This is a genomic window from Desulfotruncus alcoholivorax DSM 16058, from assembly GCF_000430885.1.
Taxonomy (GTDB): domain Bacteria; phylum Bacillota; class Desulfotomaculia; order Desulfotomaculales; family Desulfallaceae; genus Desulfotruncus; species Desulfotruncus alcoholivorax.
In genome coordinates this window covers 1-17346 of record NZ_AUMW01000011.1, presented here as the reverse complement: position 1 = coordinate 17346, position 17346 = coordinate 1, and the positions used below count along the sequence as shown (strand labels likewise).

The window sequence follows — 17346 nt, the reverse complement described above, 5'->3', positions numbered from 1 at the left end:
TCAATAATTAGAGGCAGCAAGGGAGTTATTTCTTATGGGATATACAGACGAATACAATAGAAAGCTTGTTTCAGCTGATGAGGCCGTAAAAGTGGTCAAATCCGGCGACTGGGTGGCGTACAGCCATTTTGCCATGACGCCGGTGGTATTGGACGAAGCACTGGCCAAAAGAAAAGATGAATTAACCAACGTTAAAGTCAGAGGGATCTGCTCCGTTTACCCGGTCAAAGTGGCTTTGGCAGACCCTGATCAGCAGCACTTTATTTACAACAATGGCTTTTTTAGCGGCTATGACAGGAAGCTGCAGGATCACGGATTGGCTTACTTTATGCCTGGCTTGTACGAGGAAGCACCTGCTATTCTCAGAACCGGTCAAGCTGAAAGACCTAACGTGGCCATGATTGTCACCACGCCAATGGATGAGAGCGGGTACTTTAACTTTAGCGTTTCCAACTCCTACGAAAGGGCGGCCACCGAGAAAGCAGAAACAGTCATTGTTGAAGTTAACCGGAATGCGCCCCGCTGTCTTGGTGGGGACCATGAGTCTATTCATATATCTGAGGTTGACTATATTGTTGAGGGCAACCATAATCCATTATTTGAGGTTCCATCCCTGCCGGCTACGGAAGTAGATAAAAAAATAGCGTCTTTGATCGTAGAAGAAATTGAAGACGGGGCCTGTCTTCAATTAGGCATTGGCGGGATGCCCAATACCATAGGCCAGATGCTGGCCGAATCCGGCCTAAAAGATCTGGGAGTACACAGCGAAATGTTGTGCGATGCTTTTGTTGATTTGTACGAAAAAGGGAAAATTACGGGTGCCAGGAAAACGATAGACCGCTTTAAAATGGTGTTTACCTTTGCCTTGGGTAGTAAAAGGCTGTATGAATTTATTCATAACAATCCCGCCTGCGCCATTTATCCTGTTGATTACACCAACTCACCCGCAATAATTGCTCAAAATGATAAGCAAATATCAATTAATAACGCTATTGAGATAGACTTGTACGGTCAGGTGTGCTCTGAAACGGTTGGCGCCCGGCAGATATCAGGAACGGGTGGGCAGTTTGATTTTGCCTACGGCGCCTTTCGTTCCAAAGGCGGGAAATCCTTTATCTGTCTGGGTTCCACCAAAAAAGTCAAAGATACCGTTGTATCAAGGATTGTGCCAACCATTACCCCCGGCAATATAGTTACATTGCCCAGGTCGGTGGTTCAGTACGTGGTTACCGAACATGGTAAAGCTAATTTAAAGGGGAAACCAACCTGGCAAAGGGCTGAAATGCTGATTAGCATCGCCGATCCGGAATACAGGGAAGACCTGATCAAACAGGCTGAAAAAATGAAAATCTGGACTAAAACCAATAAAAAAATTTAGTTCTTGATGGTACAGCCAAAAAGCAAACGAGGAGTGTAAAAAATGGCTAATTTTGAAGTAAAAACAATTTGCGTTATCGGAGCGGGCAATATGGGCCACCAAATATCGCTATCCGCCGCATTGGCCGGGTATACGGTAACTTGTACTGATATTAACCAGGAGATACTGCAAAAAGCTGAAAATTTTGCTGACACCTACCTGCCGGAAAGGGTGGCCAAGGGTAAACTTTCGGAAGAGGACGCTAAAGCGGCCAGGGCCAGGCTAACTTTTACAGGAAGTATGGCAGAGGCGGCCAAGAATGCCGACCTGGTTATCGAAGCAGCTATTGAGAAACTTGATTTAAAGCGCAAGATATTTGCCGATCTGGATAAAATTTGCCCTCCCCATGCCATTCTGGCCACCAACAGTTCCTATATTGTCAGCTCCAAAATTGCTGACGTAACCGGGCGGCCCGAGAAGGTCTGCAACATGCACTTCTTTAATCCTGCGCTGGTGATGAAGCTTGTGGAAGTGGTTAAAGGGCCCCACGTAGCGGATGAGACAGTTGAAGTTGTAGTTGATGTATGCAAAAAAATGGGGAAAATACCCGTTGTTTTACAAAAAGAAATCTACGGTTTCCTGGTCAACCGTATTGTGGCGGCGATTAAAACGGAAGCTCTTTATATTTACGATATGGGTGTGGCCACCCATGAAGACATTGATACCGCGGTGGTATACGCTTTGGGACATCCCATGGGCCCGTTCAGGCTGATGGACCTGACAGGTATTGACCTTAGCTACTATGTCGGAATGGAACGTTATCAGGAGACCGGTGATCCCAAATATAAGCCCTCACCGGTAGTTGTTGAGAAATTTGTCAAGAAAGAGTGGGGACGTAAAACCGGAAAAGGTTTTTATGAGTACTGTAAATAAATAACCCCGGGCAATGGCAATGGCCGGAGAATTTGCCCGCCCGTTGCCGTGCCTTTTTTTGAAGTGGCGTAATCTTAAATAACCAAGTTAGCGCCGTTCGCACGGCTATTGGCCGGTACGGCGGCCCCTGAGGCTGATCGCCGCCGGTGAACTGGGAGATATTGTGGTCAAGGAAGGATTGGCTGCCGTTTGCGTAAGGGAGGCGGGCAAGGAATGGTCACCGTATTGAGAACCTATAATTATGTTAAGTGAGGTTGTAAATATGGAATTTAAAAATTTATTGCTGGAAAAAGACGGGCATATAGCTTTAATTACTTTAAACAGACCGGAAGTTCGTAATGCGCTGGATCCCCAAACTTGGGCGGAAATCCGCGCAGCCATTAGGGAATGCCGTTTCGACAAGGAAGTGCGCGTAGTTATTATTACCGGTGCGGGCGGCAAAGCTTTTGCCTCCGGCGCCGATATCCGCTCCCTGCGGGAACGCGAAACCCTGGAAGTATTGAAAAGTGAGGCACAGGAGTGCTTAAACGATGTTGAAAATCTGGAAAAACCTGTTATAGCCGCCATAGACGGGTTCGCTCTCGGCGGCGGTTGTGAGCTGTCCCTGGCCTGTGATATCAGGATAGCCACTGCGCGTTCCAAGCTGGGCCAGCCCGAGGTTAACCTGGGAATTATTCCGGGGGCCGGCGGTACCCAGCGGCTGCAAAGGATTGTAGGCATAGGAAAAGCCAAAGAATTAATTTTTACGGGTGATATTATCAGTGCCCGGGAGGCCAAAGAAATCGGGCTGGTGAACAAGGTAGTGGAGCAGCCGGAAGACTTGTTGCCTGCAGCCAGGGAAATGGCTCAAAAGATTATCGCCAAAGGACCTGTGGCCGTAAGCCTGGCTAAAACCGCCATTAATGTAGGCGCCAATACCGACTTGAATTCCGGATTATTGTTTGAGAAATTTGCGCAGACAATTGCTTTTTCAACTGAGGACCGGGTCGAAGGAACCTCTGCTTTCCTGGAGAAGCGCAAGGCTGATTTTAAAGGTAAATAGTTGAACCGGTTTGTCATTGCGAGGAGTGAAACAAAGAAGCAATCTCAAATTTAAAAAAGGAGTGCTGGTTATGGATTTTAGCATACCCGAGGAAATTCGGGATATGAAGCGCACCATCAGGGATTTCGTTGATAATGAAGTTGATAAATACAGCCAGCAAATTGAAGAAGAGGATAAGATTCCGCAGCACCTCATCGACCAGGCCAAAGAGATGGGCTTGTTCGGCATGAGCATACCTGAACAATACGGCGGGCTTGGTCTGAGCATGCTGGACAAATGCCTGCTGTTGGAGGAACTGGGCCGGGCCAATATGAGTTTTACGACCCTCATCGGCGCCCATACGGGTATCGGCACCACCGGCATTGTGGAAATGGCCAGTGAAGAATTAAAGAAAAAATACCTGCCTGACATGGCCAGCGGTGATAAGCTGGGCGCTTTTGCCCTGACCGAGCCTGATGCCGGCTCGGACGCCTCCAGTATGAAAACAAATGCCGTACTAAAGGGTGATAAATGGATCTTAAACGGCATCAAGCATTTCATTACCAATGCTCCCGATGCATCAGTCTTTACAGTTATCGCGGTAACTGACCGTGAAAAAGGAACCCGCGGGGGTTATACAGCTTTCTTGGTGGAAAAAGACTTTCCCGGCTTTTCCATCGGCACCATTGAAAAGAAAATGGGTTTGCGCGGTTCACATACTTCAGAGGTAATATTTGAAGATTGCGAAGTTCCCAAAGAAAATGTTATAGGTGAAGTGGGCCGGGGTTATGCCGGCGCTTTAAGAATTCTGAGCAAAGGACGGGTTGCCCTGGGTGCCCGCTGTGTAGGCGCCTGCGATAAACTGGTGGAGCTGTGCGCCAGGTATGCCCAGCAAAGGATTCAATTTGGCAAACCGATTTCCTCTTTCCAGGCCATTCAGTGGATGCTGGCGGAAATGGCTACCGATACCGAAGCTGCCCGGGCCCTGACCTACCGGGTGGCCTGGATGGTTGACCAGGGGCTGCCGGTGGTGAAAGAGGGCCCGATGGTAAAAATGTTTGCTTCCGAGGCTTTGGCCAGGGTGGCCGACAAGGCGGTTCAGGTTTATGGCGGTATGGGATATATGAAGGAGTTTCCGGTGGAACGCTTCTACCGGGACGCCAGAATTACCCGTTTGTACGAAGGAACCAATGAAATCCAGCGGATGGTTATAGCCGGCAGATTGCTAAAAGAATTTGAAATATAGCTTGAAGATGAAAGAAGGTGTCACTATTGGAAGGCGTGGCAATTATTGGAGCAGGCCAGACAAAATATGGTGATTATCCAAACAAGGGCGTTAAAGAACTTTTTGCCGAAGCATATTTGGAGATGCTGCAAAGCATTGATCAAGGATTGGAGCCGCAGCAGATCCAGGCTGCTTATATCGGGTGCCTTAGTTCCGGCAGCGGTTTTCAGCTGGGACAGCTGGCGCCGCTGCTGATGGGGCACGTGGGCCTACCCAATGTAAACGCGGTTCGGATTGAAAACGCCTGTGCTTCCGGGGGGTATGCGCTGTACAATGCCGCCTGCGCAGTGGCATCAGGGAAATACGACCTCGTCATAGCCGCCGGGGTGGAAAAAATGAGGGACGTATCCTCCAGCAAAGGGCGCTACTGGCTGGGAGTGTCCGGGGACACTGAATATGAGCGCCTGGCCGGTTCTACTTTTGCCGGCATCTATGCCTTGATGGCGGCCAGGTATATGTACGATTACGGGATGAAAAGAGAACATTTATCGATGGTGGCGGTCAAAAACCACCGCAACGCTGTGGCCAACCCCAAGGCGCAGTTTCGTAAAGAAATTACAATGGAACAGGCACTTAAAGGAGTTCCGGTTGCGCATCCCTTTAACGTTTGGGACTGCAGTCCCACCACTGACGGCGCAGCGGTAGTGTTGCTCTGTAATGCCAAATTAGCCAAAGACTTTACAGATAAACCAGTTTATTTGAGGGGCTTTGGCGCGGCCAGCGATTACCTGGCGATACACGACAGAAATTCCATCACCAGTCTGGCTGCAACGCGAAAGGCTGCTGCTGAGGCTTACAAACAGGCCGGTGTCGGTCCTAAAGACATTAATTTTGCCGAAGTGCATGATTGTTTTACCATTGCTGAAATTATGGCTTATGGCGATCTGGGCTTTTGTGAGGAAGGGCGGGGCCATATCTTGTTAGAGGAGGGCTATACCCGTCCCGACGGTAAATTGCCTGTTAATGCCAGCGGCGGCTTAAAGGCCAAGGGGCACCCCATTGGCGCCACGGGTTGCGGTATGGCCGTTGAAATATTTAAACAGCTGCGTGACGAGGCCCAGGAGCCCAGTCGACAGATCAAAAACGCCAGGTTTGCGCTGTCTCATAATGTCGGCGGTTCCGGTGGAACAGCAGCGGTATTCGTCTATCAGAGAGGTGACGAGTGATGAACAAAAGCGTAATCTCTTACGGGGTGTATCTGCCTTACCTCCGGATTAAGAGGGATGAATACATCAGCGCCCTGGGCAGCTGCAGTGCTGCTTACAAGGAAAAAGCAGTAATGGATATAGATGAAGACACTATTACCATGGCCGTTGAAGCAGCCAGAGACGCCGTTTCCGGCATCGATGCCGCACAAATTGGAGCGCTATCCCTGGCATCAGCCAACTTTCCCTACTCGGAAAAGGTAATGGCGGGAACCGTCATTGAAGCACTGGGCCTCAACAACAATATTTTGACCTGCCAGCATGGCAATTCAACCCTGGCTGGCACAGAGGCCTTTTTATCAGCCATGGGGATGCTTGATCAAACCGACCAAAAATATGCCCTGGTGGTTGTTTCTGATGCTCCTGCGGCGGCGGCTGCCGTAGATCTGGAGCACGGGTTCGGCGCAGGCGCGTGTGCCTTTGTCTTAGCCAAGGATGAGCCGGGTCTGGAGATTGAAGGCGTCTATGCCCGGGCCGGGGAAGCCATGGGACTTCGCTACAGGCTGCCCGGCGAGACGGGAGTCAGGGATATCGGCGTAAAAACCTATGCCAGCCAGGTTTACAATGAAACCATTAAGGGGGCAGTCCTGGGCTTGTTGAGGAAAATGCAATTAGACCCTAACGATTACAGCCACCTGGTGCTGCACCAGAACGATGCTAAAACCGCCGCTGCTTTGGCTAAGAAAATGGGTTTCAGCGAGGAACAGCTAAATCAGGGACAGCTATTCAGCCTGGTGGGCGATACCGGAGCATGCTCGGCGCTGCTGGGCCTGTGCAATGTTCTGGACAATGCCCGCAGCGGAGCAAGAATAATTATTTGCTCCTATGGGTCAGGCGCGGGGAGCCAGGCCATCAGTTTTAAGCTTTCCGGCGCCTGTAAAAATACCAGACCGGTAAAGAGTTTACTTGAAAGTAAAAAATATATCAGTTATATCTATTACCTTAAACTAAAAAGGTGTATCTGAGGCAGGTGATAAAATATGGGCGCTCATATATCCATTCCCATGTACCAAAGGGCGGTTGCCCAGCGTTACAGACTGGTCGGGCAAAAGTGTACAAAGTGCGGCAAAATCAACTTTCCGCCCAAAGCTGTTTGTAAATATTGCCAGGCGGGAAACGAGTTTGAAAACGTGTCGCTGAGCGGTAAAGGAAAAATTTATTCAAAGACAGTAATAGCCGGAGGGGGTGCCCCGCCGGAATTTGCGGAAGAAGCCAAGTGTAAAGGCAGTTACCCGGTGGCGATTGTAGAGCTGGACGAGGGCCCCCGGATTATAGCCCAGTTGGTTAACCCGCCCGAGGAAGGTTACTCTATCGGCATGCCGGTGGAGGCTGTTTTTAGAAAAATCTACGAGGAAGAGGGAGTCATCCGCTACGGCTTTAAGTTTAGGATGGCCGCTCAAAGCGTGTAAAGCAGGATTATTTAAAGTTATAAATCTAAATTTTTAAGGAAAAGGTGGTTTTCATGAAAATTGCTGTTTTGGTAAAGCAAACTTTTGATACCGAAGCCAAAATAATCCTTGATGTTAATGGTAAAATTAGCAGTTCCGGGGTCAGCTTAATTATGAACCCCTATGACGAATTTGCCGTTGAAGAAGGGTTGCGGATCAAGGAAAAGGAAGGCGGCGAGGTTACCGTAATCAGTGTAGGTGGTCAGCAGGCACAGGATGCGCTCAGACAGGCCCTGGCGATGGGTGCTGATAAAGCCGTACTGGTAGACCAGGGTGAAGCGGAATTAGACGAGTACGCCACAGCTACAATTCTGGCGAAGGCTATCAGCGATCTAGAATATGATTTAATCTTGGGCGGTTTCAGGGCCATTGATGACGGTTCTGCCCAGGTTGCCGGCAGAGTAGCCGAAATACTGAACATTCCGGTGGTCAATGTGGTAACCGGCCTTGAAATTGAAGGCGGCAAAGCCGTTGCCACCCGCGAGACTGAGAGCGGCAGCGAAGTGCTGGAAGTACCCCTGCCGGCTGTAATAACTGCCCAAAAGGGGTTAAATGAACCGCGCTACCCGTCAATGAAAGGTATTATGAAAGCAAAGAAAAAACCCATGGATAAAAAGACTCTGGCAGATCTCGGGCTTGACGACGGGAAAATCTCAGCCAAGGTGAAAGCATTGTCTTTCTCATTGCCTGAACCGCGCAAAGCCGGCAAGGTCATTCCCGGGGAAGCTGCGGAAGCTGCCCGTGAACTGGCCAGGTTGCTGCGTGAAGAAGCTAAAGTAATTTAATTGGGAAATAAATCTTGGGAGGGATTATAGAATGGCGCAAGGAATTTGGGTTTTTGCCGAACAGCGCGAAGGACAAATCAAAAAAGTTACGTTTGAATTATTAAGCGAAGGCCGCAAGGCCGCCGATCAACTGGGGCAGGAGTTATGCGCAGTACTGGTGGGCAAGGGTGTTGCCGGCATGGCCGAATCTCTCGGGGAATACGGAGCAGATAAAGTATACGTGGTGGAAAACGATGCCCTGGAGAACTATACTACCGACGGGTACACCAATGTAATAGCCGGTTTGATTAAACAATATGAGCCGGCCGCCTTATTGCTCGGGTGTACAGTAACGGGGCGGGATCTGGCCGCCCAGGTGGCCCAGCGCCTGCAAACAGGGTTGATGACTGACTGTACCGGGATGGAGATATCCGGCGACCAGCTGGTGTTCACCCGCCCGGTTTATGCAGGCAAGGCCATTGTTAAGGCTGCCTGCCCGGAAGCCCGTCCGGTAATGGCCACCATTCGCCCGAATACTTTTGCTGCAGTGCCTAATGCAAAACAGGCTGAAATTATAAAAGCTGAAGTTGGCCCGGGCGATGTGCGCCAGATCATCAAAGACATTGTTCGCCAGATTTCCGAACGCCCGGAGCTTACCGAAGCCGATATTATTGTAAGCGGCGGCCGGGGTATGAAAGGGCCGGAAAACTTTAAAATACTGGAGGAACTGGCAGACGTGCTTGGCGCAGCCGTAGGCGCTTCCCGGGCAGCGGTGGATGCCGGGTGGGTATCCCACAGCTTCCAGGTGGGACAAACCGGGAAAACAGTATCACCCGTATTATACATTGCCTGCGGCATTTCCGGCGCCATTCAGCATTTGGCCGGTATGAGCTCGGCCAAGTGCATTGTGGCCATCAACAAGGATGAAGAGGCCAATATCTTTAAAGTAGCCGATTATGGTATTGTTGGCGATTTGTTCGAAGTTGTTCCTTTGCTGACTGACGAGTTAAAGAAAATAATAGCTTAATATTAATTTTGTTTTTACCGCATAACATGTGGTTTATTCCCCTCATGGCCCTGCAAATAATTATTTCTGCAGGGCTATCTTTTGCAGAATTTGACCACGTATGGGCGTGAAGTAACGCAGGGGGTTGGCGGCGTTTTTCTATCAATCATAGATTTTTGTTCTTGTTTTTTCGGCAAGGATCATATAAAAGATAAGGGCTTCGCACGTTTAATAGTGAGAAGCCCTTATCTTTTTAAGACCGGATCCCGGTTTTAGCTTTGCACTGAGGCACTTAATCCAAGTATTTCGATTGGATGCCCCTCAAAATATCTTCGGCTTCCTTGACCATTCTCTGCACCAAATCTTTCACCTTGGGCATATCATTGATTCGCTGTGCCGATTCGCCGGCGGCAAGCAATGCCTTTTCCTTGTCTCCCCTGTATACGGCATTGATGGATTCAGTCTCAAAATTGATCAAGGACATGTCAATGGTAGTATAATCGTCAGGTGTGCCCAGGAAGACGCCGGGCGACTTCTGCAGGGTGTTCCTGGCGTGCTCTTCACTCCTGGGTGTCTTTAGCCAGCGGGCCGGTCCGACAAAACCACGGGCAATCAGGGTTCCCCTGTCTCCGGCCTCCACAACGCCCTCTTTCCAAATCTGATGAAAGTCACTCTCCTCGGTAGCCAGGAACCTTGTTCCCATTTGGGCTCCGTCGGCGCCCAGAGTAAGAGCTGCAGCCAGTGTTTTGCCGTCGCAAAAGCCGCCGGCGCCCACTACCAGTGTTTTCTCATCGGAAACCGCCTCAACCACGGCGGGCAGCAGGATCATGGAATGAACCGGCTCCCAGGATGTATGGAAACCTCCCTCATGACCAGAGGCAACGACCACATCAACGCCGGCTTTCTTGCAGCGCAGCGCGGCCTTGACGGACGGCATAACATGCATCCAGATCAGGTCGGTCTTTTTAACTGCATCCGACCAAGGGAGGGGATCGCCGGCGGAAGTCACCAGGACTTTAAACCGCTTTTTCATTTCCGGGTCTTCTTCGCGGGCTTTAATCACCGTTTTGATGATCAGTGTAGCAGCTTCTTTCATTTCAGCCGACACCATTACGTTGATGCCAAAGATACCCTGTGATTCCCTGGTTTGCTCCAGAGTCTGCTGAAAGATCGTTCTCAAAATGGTTTCAGGATCGGCATCAGGATCGGCACCGCCACTTCGGCAGAAGTAATCGAAAATTTCCCGCTGGCTGTCCTTGGTTGTGATACCGCTCGAACTAATCAGGCCCAATACGCCGGCATTTGCAGATGCGATACTCAGCTTATTGGTTCCAAAAGGTCCCATTCCCGCCTGGATGATGGGATACTTGATTCCGACAAGGTCGCAAAGTCTTGATTTAATCATAAGCTATACCTCCCTTTGTTGGTTTGAACTAGCGTTTTACGGGTGAAGCATAATTAACCGGCAACTAAGGTCCCTTATTTTTTTTCTATACCTATGTATGCTAATGGATAGATCTATGCAAATTTTTGGCCAGCTTCACTGCCTGTTGTTTTACAAATATATTACTCTCTTAACGCTAATGGTATTGACTGGAGCAATAATAGTTTAATCAGGCTGTGTCTCAATGGTGCAAATAGGGAGAAATAACCTCATTTTATACAGTAGTAACTTTAAACGGTATGTTCAATAAATGAACCATAGGGAGATCTGATAATCAAAGCCTATCTGAATTATTCCGGCGGACATTGATCATTTTAAGGTATTTAATGATACTTATGGTCACCAAGCGGGAGATATTATCTTATCTAGCCAATATGGAGGCAGAAACCGGATAAGTTTAGGCGGTCTTATTTTTCTGCCAGGATGTGGCGCATTATTTTGCCTGAGCCGTTCCTGGGGAGTTCAGTGCAAAATTCCACTACCCTGGGATATTTATAGGCAGCCATTTTTTCTCTGGCCCAGTTGATAATGTCGGTCTCGCTTACCTTGTTTTCGTACTCACTTTTTAGAACAACAAAAGCTTTCACACTTTCGCCCCGGTAAGAATCCGGTATTCCTAGCACCGCCACTTCAGCTATGGCCGGGTGCTCACTTAGGAAATTTTCGACCTCGGCAGGAAAAACACTGAACCCCGAAGCCTTAATCATTTCTTTCTTTCTGCCCACAAAGTAAATATAGCCATCCTCATCCATCTTTACAATATCGCCGGTGGCCAGCCAGCCGTCTATGATATTTATGGCGGTTTCTGCCGGTTGTCGCCAGTATCCATTTGTTACCTGAGGTCCTTTTACCATCAATTCGCCTATATTTCCCGGTTGGACTTCTTTTGAGGGGTCAGCGAGGTCCACTATTTTAACGAACGTATTTATAACCGGTATTCCCACTGAACCCAGGCGAGGTTTATCTACAGGGTTAGCTATCACTTGTGAAATCGTTTCGCTTAGCCCGTAGCCTTCCACCACGTTTGCGCCGGTCATTTCCTTGAAATCCTTGAGTATAGGTAGTGGTATGGGTGATCCGCCGCAAACGCAGGCACGTAATGATTTAAGGTTATATTTCTTTACATCCGGGTAGTTTAAAACTGCTACATACATGGTAGCTACGCCGGCCCAGTATGTGACACGGTATTTTTCAATAGCCTTGATCACTGTTGCCGTGTCATAGCGGGCCAGAAGGATTATCGTTCCCCCTGTATACAGGGGTTTGTTCATGCTGTGGATAAGTCCCATCACGTTAAACAGGGGCATCACAGCCAGGTTTATACTGTCCTTATCCTCTAACCACAGTGTTGAGCATATAGTATTGAATAGAATATTGGCATGAGTTATCATCGCCCCTTTCGGTATTCCGGTTGTACCGGAAGTATACTGAAGCAGGGCGAGGTCTTCGGGGCGTGGCATTTCCTCTGTTCCAGGCAGTGGCTTGCAGTTTAAAAACTCGGACATTTCCAGCGTATCAGGAAAATATTGCCTGGGTACTTTCAGGGAAGGGTGCAGGGGAAGGCTGGGTATAGCCGGGAGAAAATCCCAGTATCCCGTAACAATTACATTCTTTAAACAGGTCTTTTCACGTATACGGTGCAGTACCGGATATAATATATCCAGAAGGATAATAGTCTCGGCTCCTGAATCATTTAATTGATAAAATAGCTCATCTTCTTTAAACATTGGGTTGGCTGGAACGGCCACAGCTCCTATGCGCCATACCGAGAGAATGGAAATAATATACTGGGGACAGTTCTCCATAAAAAGACAAACTCTATCCCCCTTTTTTACGCCCAGTTTTATTAAGAAATAGGAAAAGGATTTGATCATCTTTACCAGGCTTCCGTAATACATTCTGTACCCGTAAAAATTTATAGCGTCCCTGCGGGGATATATATTGGCAATTTCTTCAATAATTTCCGGCAAGGTTTTCTCTGGGGGATCAAATTTTTTGGGAACCCCATCGGGCCAGGATTTATACCAGAGCGGTTCCATCATGCTAACCTTCTTTCCAGGGTATATGGGAATAAAAATTTTGTAACGAGATAAGACATTAACTAACTATGTCTTTACCCTTGTTGGAGTCAAGACCAAATTCTTTTAGTCTCTTCCACAGGGTTGATCTGCTTATTCCGAGTGCCCGGGCCATTTCACCCTTGCTGCCCTGGAATAGCTTGATGGCCTGGGCAAGTATCTGTTTTTCCATATCAATCATATTTCCATATTCTACAATAAAATGGTTGTTATTTATCGTTGATGGATTGCCTTTGGCAGTCATTTTTAGTTTAGCCAACAGAGCGTTAAATGTTGCGTGATTAGTTATATTATCTTCACCCAGGGCAATATATCTTTCGGTAAATCCCTCAAGTTCCCTGACGTTGCCGGGCCACAGATATTTTTTTAGTGCCTCCAGCATGTTGTCATTAATATTTAGGGATTCCATTATATCAGGGCCGCCCAGCCGTAAAAGGAAATGTTTGAAGAGCAAAGGAACATCTTCCAGCCTTTCTCTGAGCGGGGGAATATGAAGATTGAGGACGCTAATTCTATAAAATAGATCTTTTCGAAAATTACCCTGATTTACCGAGTTGATTAAATTTTGGTTGGTTGCACTGATAACCCTTACATCAACCGGTATTACTCTCTGGCCGCCTACCGGCATTATTTCCTTTTCTTGCAATACCCTCAATAGTCTGGCCTGAAGGCCTGGACTTAGTTCACCAACTTCGTCCAGGAAAATGGTGCCTCCGTGAGCGAGGGCGAAAAGACCTTGCTTACCGCCCTTTCGGGCCCCTGTAAAGGCTCCCTCCTCATAGCCGAAGAGCTCGCTTTCTAGCAAATTTTCCGGCAGAGCGGCACAGTTTATTGCTACAAAGGGACCTTCTTTCCGGTTGCTTTCATTGTGCATGCTTTGGGCAAATAGTTCCTTGCCGGTGCCGCTCTCGCCGGTAATCAGTACCGCTGCTTCAGACCGGGCATATTTACGGGCTTCCTTAATAGTTTCTGAAATCATAGCACTGTGGCCTATAATGTTGCTGAATCTAAATTTGGCCACCAGTCCAAGGTTGTGGAGTTCTTGCCTTATTTTAGCTTCTATCCGGCGAAATTTATCAGCGGCCTGAAAGGTTACAGTTATTCCGTGGTTGTTTTGACCCAGTTGTACTGTAACCCTGTTGACAATCATCGGAAGGTCCCCAAGATGCAAGATCTGGCTGTTGACCGGTTTCCCATTGCCGTAGAGAGCCCGTAAGGTGGCATTTAAACGGCATAGCTCTGCAATGGGTTTATCAAGTACGTCATTAATGTTCATGCCGGTAATTTTTTCCGCCACCGGATTAAAAATTGTTACTTCACCGTTTTCCACAGCCATTATTCCATCGTGCGCGTTATTCAATATAGACTGAAATCTGTTGCAAAGGTGCAGATCTTTTTTTCTTACTTTACTTATATACCATGCTTTATTCAAGGCATCGGAAATAAATTCCGGGCTGCTGTGCACAAGAACCGTTTTTAGCCCGAGTTCTATAGCCTTTTGAAGTACATGAATCCCCGTGCTGACAACAACAACATATTTATTTGCAGCGATATCTTTTAGTATTCTGTCAAGCTGTTTTTCACACTGGTAAATAATAGTCCTGAAATCTATTCTCAACATCTCTGAAATTTTGCTGTAATTAAGACTCATAGGCTTGTGTTCGTAGTCAACGAGAATAATTTCGTCTCCGGCATCTTTTGCCCGGAATATTGCTTCAGCTATGTCAAAACTGGTAACCTCAATGTTCACTATCGGAATTTTTACTTTTCCTTTCAGTAAAGCAGTCGTAACCCCCCTGGCAATAACAATTTCCACCTGTCCGTTATCTTCCCATTCTTTAACACTAATAACTAATCTGTCCGTTATCTCTTCCCTTACTATAACATCTAAGTGCTGGTCCCGGGCCAACTTGTGGACAATCTCAGTAAATTCCGCGTATGGGGAAATTACGCCGATTTTAGTATTGCTCATTTTGTCCCCCCTGGAAGCATTTCGGTGTCTTTATATATTCAAGATTAAACGGGCTATTACCTTCTTAAAGTATTGAAATATTGTCAAAATTTTTAACAATGTCTTAATTACGAACATTTTTGTAGAAATGTACTTTTGCCAGCGATCAAAAAATTTGACGGGATGGCAAATGAGGATGCTGTATTGCAATATACAGGGGGAACTACCGGCGTGCCCAAGGCTGCTATGCTTACCCATAAGAACCTTTATGCAAACTCCATTCAGGTAGCCCATTCTTTTTTGAGTGATGAAAAAAAACGTATTCTAAGCATATTGCCTTTTTTCCATGTCTATGGCATGACCTGCTGCATGAACCTGGCTATGTCTGAGGGAACCACTATGATTTTACTGCCAAGGTTTGTTCCATCTGAAGTAGCCAAGGTTATCAGTGAATTAAAGCCGACATATTTCCCGGCGGTACCGACTATGCTGGTTGCTTTGCTAAACGATCCGGTATTTCAGGATTATAATGACTTTACCAATGTTTTACTTTATAGCTCCGGTGCCGGTCCCCTCCCAATTGAAGTATTTATGAAAATGTCAGGTAAACTGGAAGGAGCTGATTCAGTTTTAGTAGAAGGTTACGGGCTTTCCGAAGCTTCTCCGGTAACCCATTGTAACCCCATTTTTGCTGAAATTAAGGCCGGGAGCACCGGGTTGCCTTATCCGGCAACCGATGCTGCGGTGGCGGATATTGAAACAGGAACCAGAGTTTTACCGCCCGGCGAGGTGGGCGAACTGATCATCAGAGGACCCCAGGTGATGAAGGGGTATTGGAACAGGCCGGAAGAAACCGGGAAAACGCTCAGGGATGGTTGGCTTTATACCGGGGATATGGCCAGAATGGATGAGGAAGGCTATTTCTATATTGTGGACCGGAAAAAAGACATAATCATTGCCGGTGGCTACAACATCTACCCTCGTGAGGTGGAAGAAGTGTTGTTTGAAAACCCGAAGGTTCAGGAGGCTTTGGTGGCAGGTGTTCCTCACGCCTACCGGGGAGAAACGGTCAAGGCCTACGTGGTTTTGAAGGAAGGGGAAAATGCAACCGAGGAGGAAATGATCAACTATTGTAAAGAAAGGCTGGCCCCTTACAAAGTTCCCAAAATGGTTGAATTTAGAACAGAACTTCCTAAAACAGCAGTGGGTAAACTGCTACTTTTGTCCATAAAAATTGATTGCAATATTTTCCGGATATTTTTGTGCGGAACTAAAAAGCAGGCTGGGTAAAGACTTGGGTTCTATTTTATCTCCCAATCTACCCTCCCGGCCTTATAAACATCTAAATATGGTTTTGGAAAATCCAACTTAATCTACTCCTCATATAAATATTATTATTCTTATTTGTCTAAAAGTTATAAACGAGCAAAATCAATGCCACTAATTTTTTGCCTGGCTTTACTATATTTTGCCTGTTTTACAGTTTGTTTGAGCTGAAAATAATTTGGCTAGTCAGTATAAGTAAATCCGTTTTGTTTGATTCGCAAACAAATTGTTAAAAATCTAAACAGTAAAAACTTATATGGTAATTCTAAGAATTAAATTTTTTCATTAAATTCAACCAAATAAAAAATAAATCTCTTAAATTATCTATGTTCTCTTTCGGTTTCATTAAGTTGTGGTATGCAATTTGCAAATTTTTATTATGATTCGTTTATTACTTTGTTGTATTTGGTAATCTCATTGTAATCTCGTTGAGCAACTAAGTGGGGAGGTGTGGGGAATTTAAATAAAGTTATAAAAAGCATTTTTGATTGGTGGTGATATTTAATTAGATTGTAATTGCAATAATATATAAAGTTATGCAATATATTTATAGTATCGTTATTTTGAGCGCTTTGCTTGTTTTATTGATTAAATTATAAATTTTGAAAGGGGAACAAACTATGGAACAAAAGATTCCTATATTCGCTAAGAGCAGGGTAATCTTTGGAGTTTTACTTATTGCCTTAATAATGATCGGTGAAATAGTACTGCACATAACCAATCTGCCCACATGGCCTGCTTTTGTATGTATGATTCTCTATTTTTATGCGCATATGGATCCTAAGCAAATACCTCATATAATCATCGGCTCTTTGTTTGGTTTAGTGAACTACATTACCCTGGTGATGTTCGTAAAAGCTATGGCCCCCACCATTGGTCTTTTCCCGGCGCAACTTATATATATTGGTCTGTTTGTAGGCTTAATAGTATTATTAAAAGATCATGTCTCCGTGGTATTTAATAACAATGCCTTTTTACTATTATTCGTGGCAGGCGTTGCCAGTAAAGTTCCTCCTGCGCCCCAGCCCATGCAATGGATAGCAGTCCAATTGATTGGTGGAACCGCCCTAGTGTTGGGTGTTCTTGGGGTACAAAAAATTGTTGCAGCTATAACGACTCCATTGAATGTAAATAATGTAAATAGTGTAAGTAACCATTAGATTTAAGCATCTATTTAAATATTAATAGACATCTCTTCCCGCCTAAATATTTGGCGGGATTTTTATTTGGATTGTATCCTGGATCAAGTCCAAATTGTTGTGTAAAATTCCTCAGCTAGCATTTTAACCTGAACACCGCCACTTAAATTATCCAGCTCGCCATGCGCCAGTCAAGGGTAAAGGCTTGCGCCTCCGCTTCGCGGACCCTTGACAGGCGCACGGCTCCGCTGGTAACGGTTGACAAGCGGTGTTCAAGGGTAAATATATTGGCCTTATTTTTATCGGATATAAGCGACATTACTTCGATGGCAGGCAAGGTTTTGCTCTTTTCGCCACTGCAGGTATTCGCTCATATCCAGATACTTTCT

General features: G+C 46.5%; 15 protein-coding genes and 1 pseudogene. 12 read left to right on the top strand and 4 right to left on the bottom strand.

Annotation, left to right across the window (positions count from 1 at the left end; translation table 11 throughout):
- Window positions 1-34: 34 nt before the first annotated feature.
- The 9 genes from H569_RS0105940 (at window position 35) to H569_RS0105900 (ending at window position 9040) form a co-directional block, all read left to right on the top strand.
- Window positions 35-1378, top strand: a complete 1344-nt coding sequence (locus tag H569_RS0105940; RefSeq protein ID WP_027364248.1) for an acetyl-CoA hydrolase/transferase family protein — start codon at window positions 35-37, stop codon at window positions 1376-1378.
- A 42-nt stretch (window positions 1379-1420) separates the two neighbouring features.
- Window positions 1421-2290: a 3-hydroxyacyl-CoA dehydrogenase family protein gene (locus tag H569_RS0105935; RefSeq protein WP_027364247.1), complete on the top strand. Its 870-nt coding sequence runs from the start codon at window positions 1421-1423 to the stop codon at window positions 2288-2290.
- A 262-nt stretch (window positions 2291-2552) separates the two neighbouring features.
- Entirely contained in the window at window positions 2553-3332 is a 780-nt protein-coding gene (locus H569_RS0105930) for an enoyl-CoA hydratase-related protein (protein WP_027364246.1), read from the top strand.
- A gap of 70 nt (window positions 3333-3402) precedes the next feature.
- Entirely contained in the window at window positions 3403-4557 is a 1155-nt protein-coding gene (locus H569_RS0105925) for an acyl-CoA dehydrogenase family protein (protein ID WP_027364245.1), read from the top strand.
- A 35-nt stretch (window positions 4558-4592) separates the two neighbouring features.
- A complete protein-coding gene (locus tag H569_RS0105920; RefSeq protein ID WP_238492485.1) occupies window positions 4593-5762 on the top strand; it encodes a thiolase domain-containing protein in 1170 nt (389 codons plus the stop codon).
- Window positions 5762-6766: a hydroxymethylglutaryl-CoA synthase gene (locus tag H569_RS0105915; protein WP_238492478.1), complete on the top strand. Its 1005-nt coding sequence runs from the start codon at window positions 5762-5764 to the stop codon at window positions 6764-6766. The genes H569_RS0105920 and H569_RS0105915 overlap by 1 nt, the downstream gene beginning before the upstream one ends.
- Window positions 6767-6781: 15 nt before the next feature.
- On the top strand, window positions 6782-7210 hold the full coding sequence (locus H569_RS0105910) for a Zn-ribbon domain-containing OB-fold protein (RefSeq protein ID WP_027364242.1): 429 nt from the start codon (window positions 6782-6784) through the stop codon (window positions 7208-7210).
- 53 nt (window positions 7211-7263) lie between these two features.
- The gene (locus H569_RS0105905) at window positions 7264-8034 is read left to right on the top strand and encodes an electron transfer flavoprotein subunit beta/FixA family protein (protein ID WP_027364241.1); all 771 of its coding nucleotides are present in this window, start codon (window positions 7264-7266) and stop codon (window positions 8032-8034) included.
- A 31-nt stretch (window positions 8035-8065) separates the two neighbouring features.
- On the top strand, window positions 8066-9040 hold the full coding sequence (locus H569_RS0105900) for an electron transfer flavoprotein subunit alpha/FixB family protein (RefSeq protein ID WP_027364240.1): 975 nt from the start codon (window positions 8066-8068) through the stop codon (window positions 9038-9040).
- A 271-nt stretch (window positions 9041-9311) separates the two neighbouring features.
- Here H569_RS0105900 and H569_RS0105895 read toward each other — a convergent pair whose 3' ends face one another.
- Window positions 9312-10424, bottom strand: a complete 1113-nt coding sequence (locus H569_RS0105895; RefSeq protein ID WP_027364239.1) for an NAD(P)H-dependent flavin oxidoreductase — start codon at window positions 10422-10424, stop codon at window positions 9312-9314.
- A 328-nt stretch (window positions 10425-10752) separates the two neighbouring features.
- Between H569_RS0105895 and H569_RS23565 the strand changes: the two are divergent.
- Window positions 10753-10824 (top strand): annotated as a pseudogene (locus H569_RS23565) (diguanylate cyclase domain-containing protein); the annotation flags it as partial.
- Window positions 10825-10870: 46 nt separating this feature from the next.
- On the opposite strand, the gene H569_RS0105890 reads toward H569_RS23565, so the two are convergent.
- Both H569_RS0105890 and H569_RS0105885 read right to left on the bottom strand, forming a co-directional pair.
- Entirely contained in the window at window positions 10871-12505 is a 1635-nt protein-coding gene (locus H569_RS0105890; protein WP_081410890.1) for an AMP-binding protein, read from the bottom strand.
- 55 nt (window positions 12506-12560) lie between these two features.
- Window positions 12561-14513 carry a sigma-54-dependent Fis family transcriptional regulator gene (locus tag H569_RS0105885; protein ID WP_027364237.1) on the bottom strand — a complete coding sequence of 651 codons (1953 nt, stop codon included), beginning with the start codon at window positions 14511-14513 and terminating at the stop codon, window positions 12561-12563.
- A 183-nt stretch (window positions 14514-14696) separates the two neighbouring features.
- On the opposite strand from H569_RS0105885, the gene H569_RS19375 reads away from it, so the two are divergent.
- Together H569_RS19375 and H569_RS19370 are read left to right on the top strand one after the other, a co-directional pair.
- Window positions 14697-15782 (top strand): AMP-binding protein, encoded by a 1086-nt coding sequence (locus H569_RS19375; protein ID WP_051273339.1) that lies wholly within the window; start codon window positions 14697-14699, stop codon window positions 15780-15782.
- Between the two features lie 656 nt (window positions 15783-16438).
- Window positions 16439-16978 carry a DUF1097 family protein gene (locus H569_RS19370; RefSeq protein WP_051273337.1) on the top strand — a complete coding sequence of 180 codons (540 nt, stop codon included), beginning with the start codon at window positions 16439-16441 and terminating at the stop codon, window positions 16976-16978.
- Window positions 16979-17120: 142 nt separating this feature from the next.
- Here H569_RS19370 and H569_RS22445 read toward each other — a convergent pair whose 3' ends face one another.
- On the bottom strand, window positions 17121-17276 hold the full coding sequence (locus tag H569_RS22445) for a hypothetical protein (RefSeq protein ID WP_169726456.1): 156 nt from the start codon (window positions 17274-17276) through the stop codon (window positions 17121-17123).
- Window positions 17277-17346: the final 70 nt, after the last annotated feature.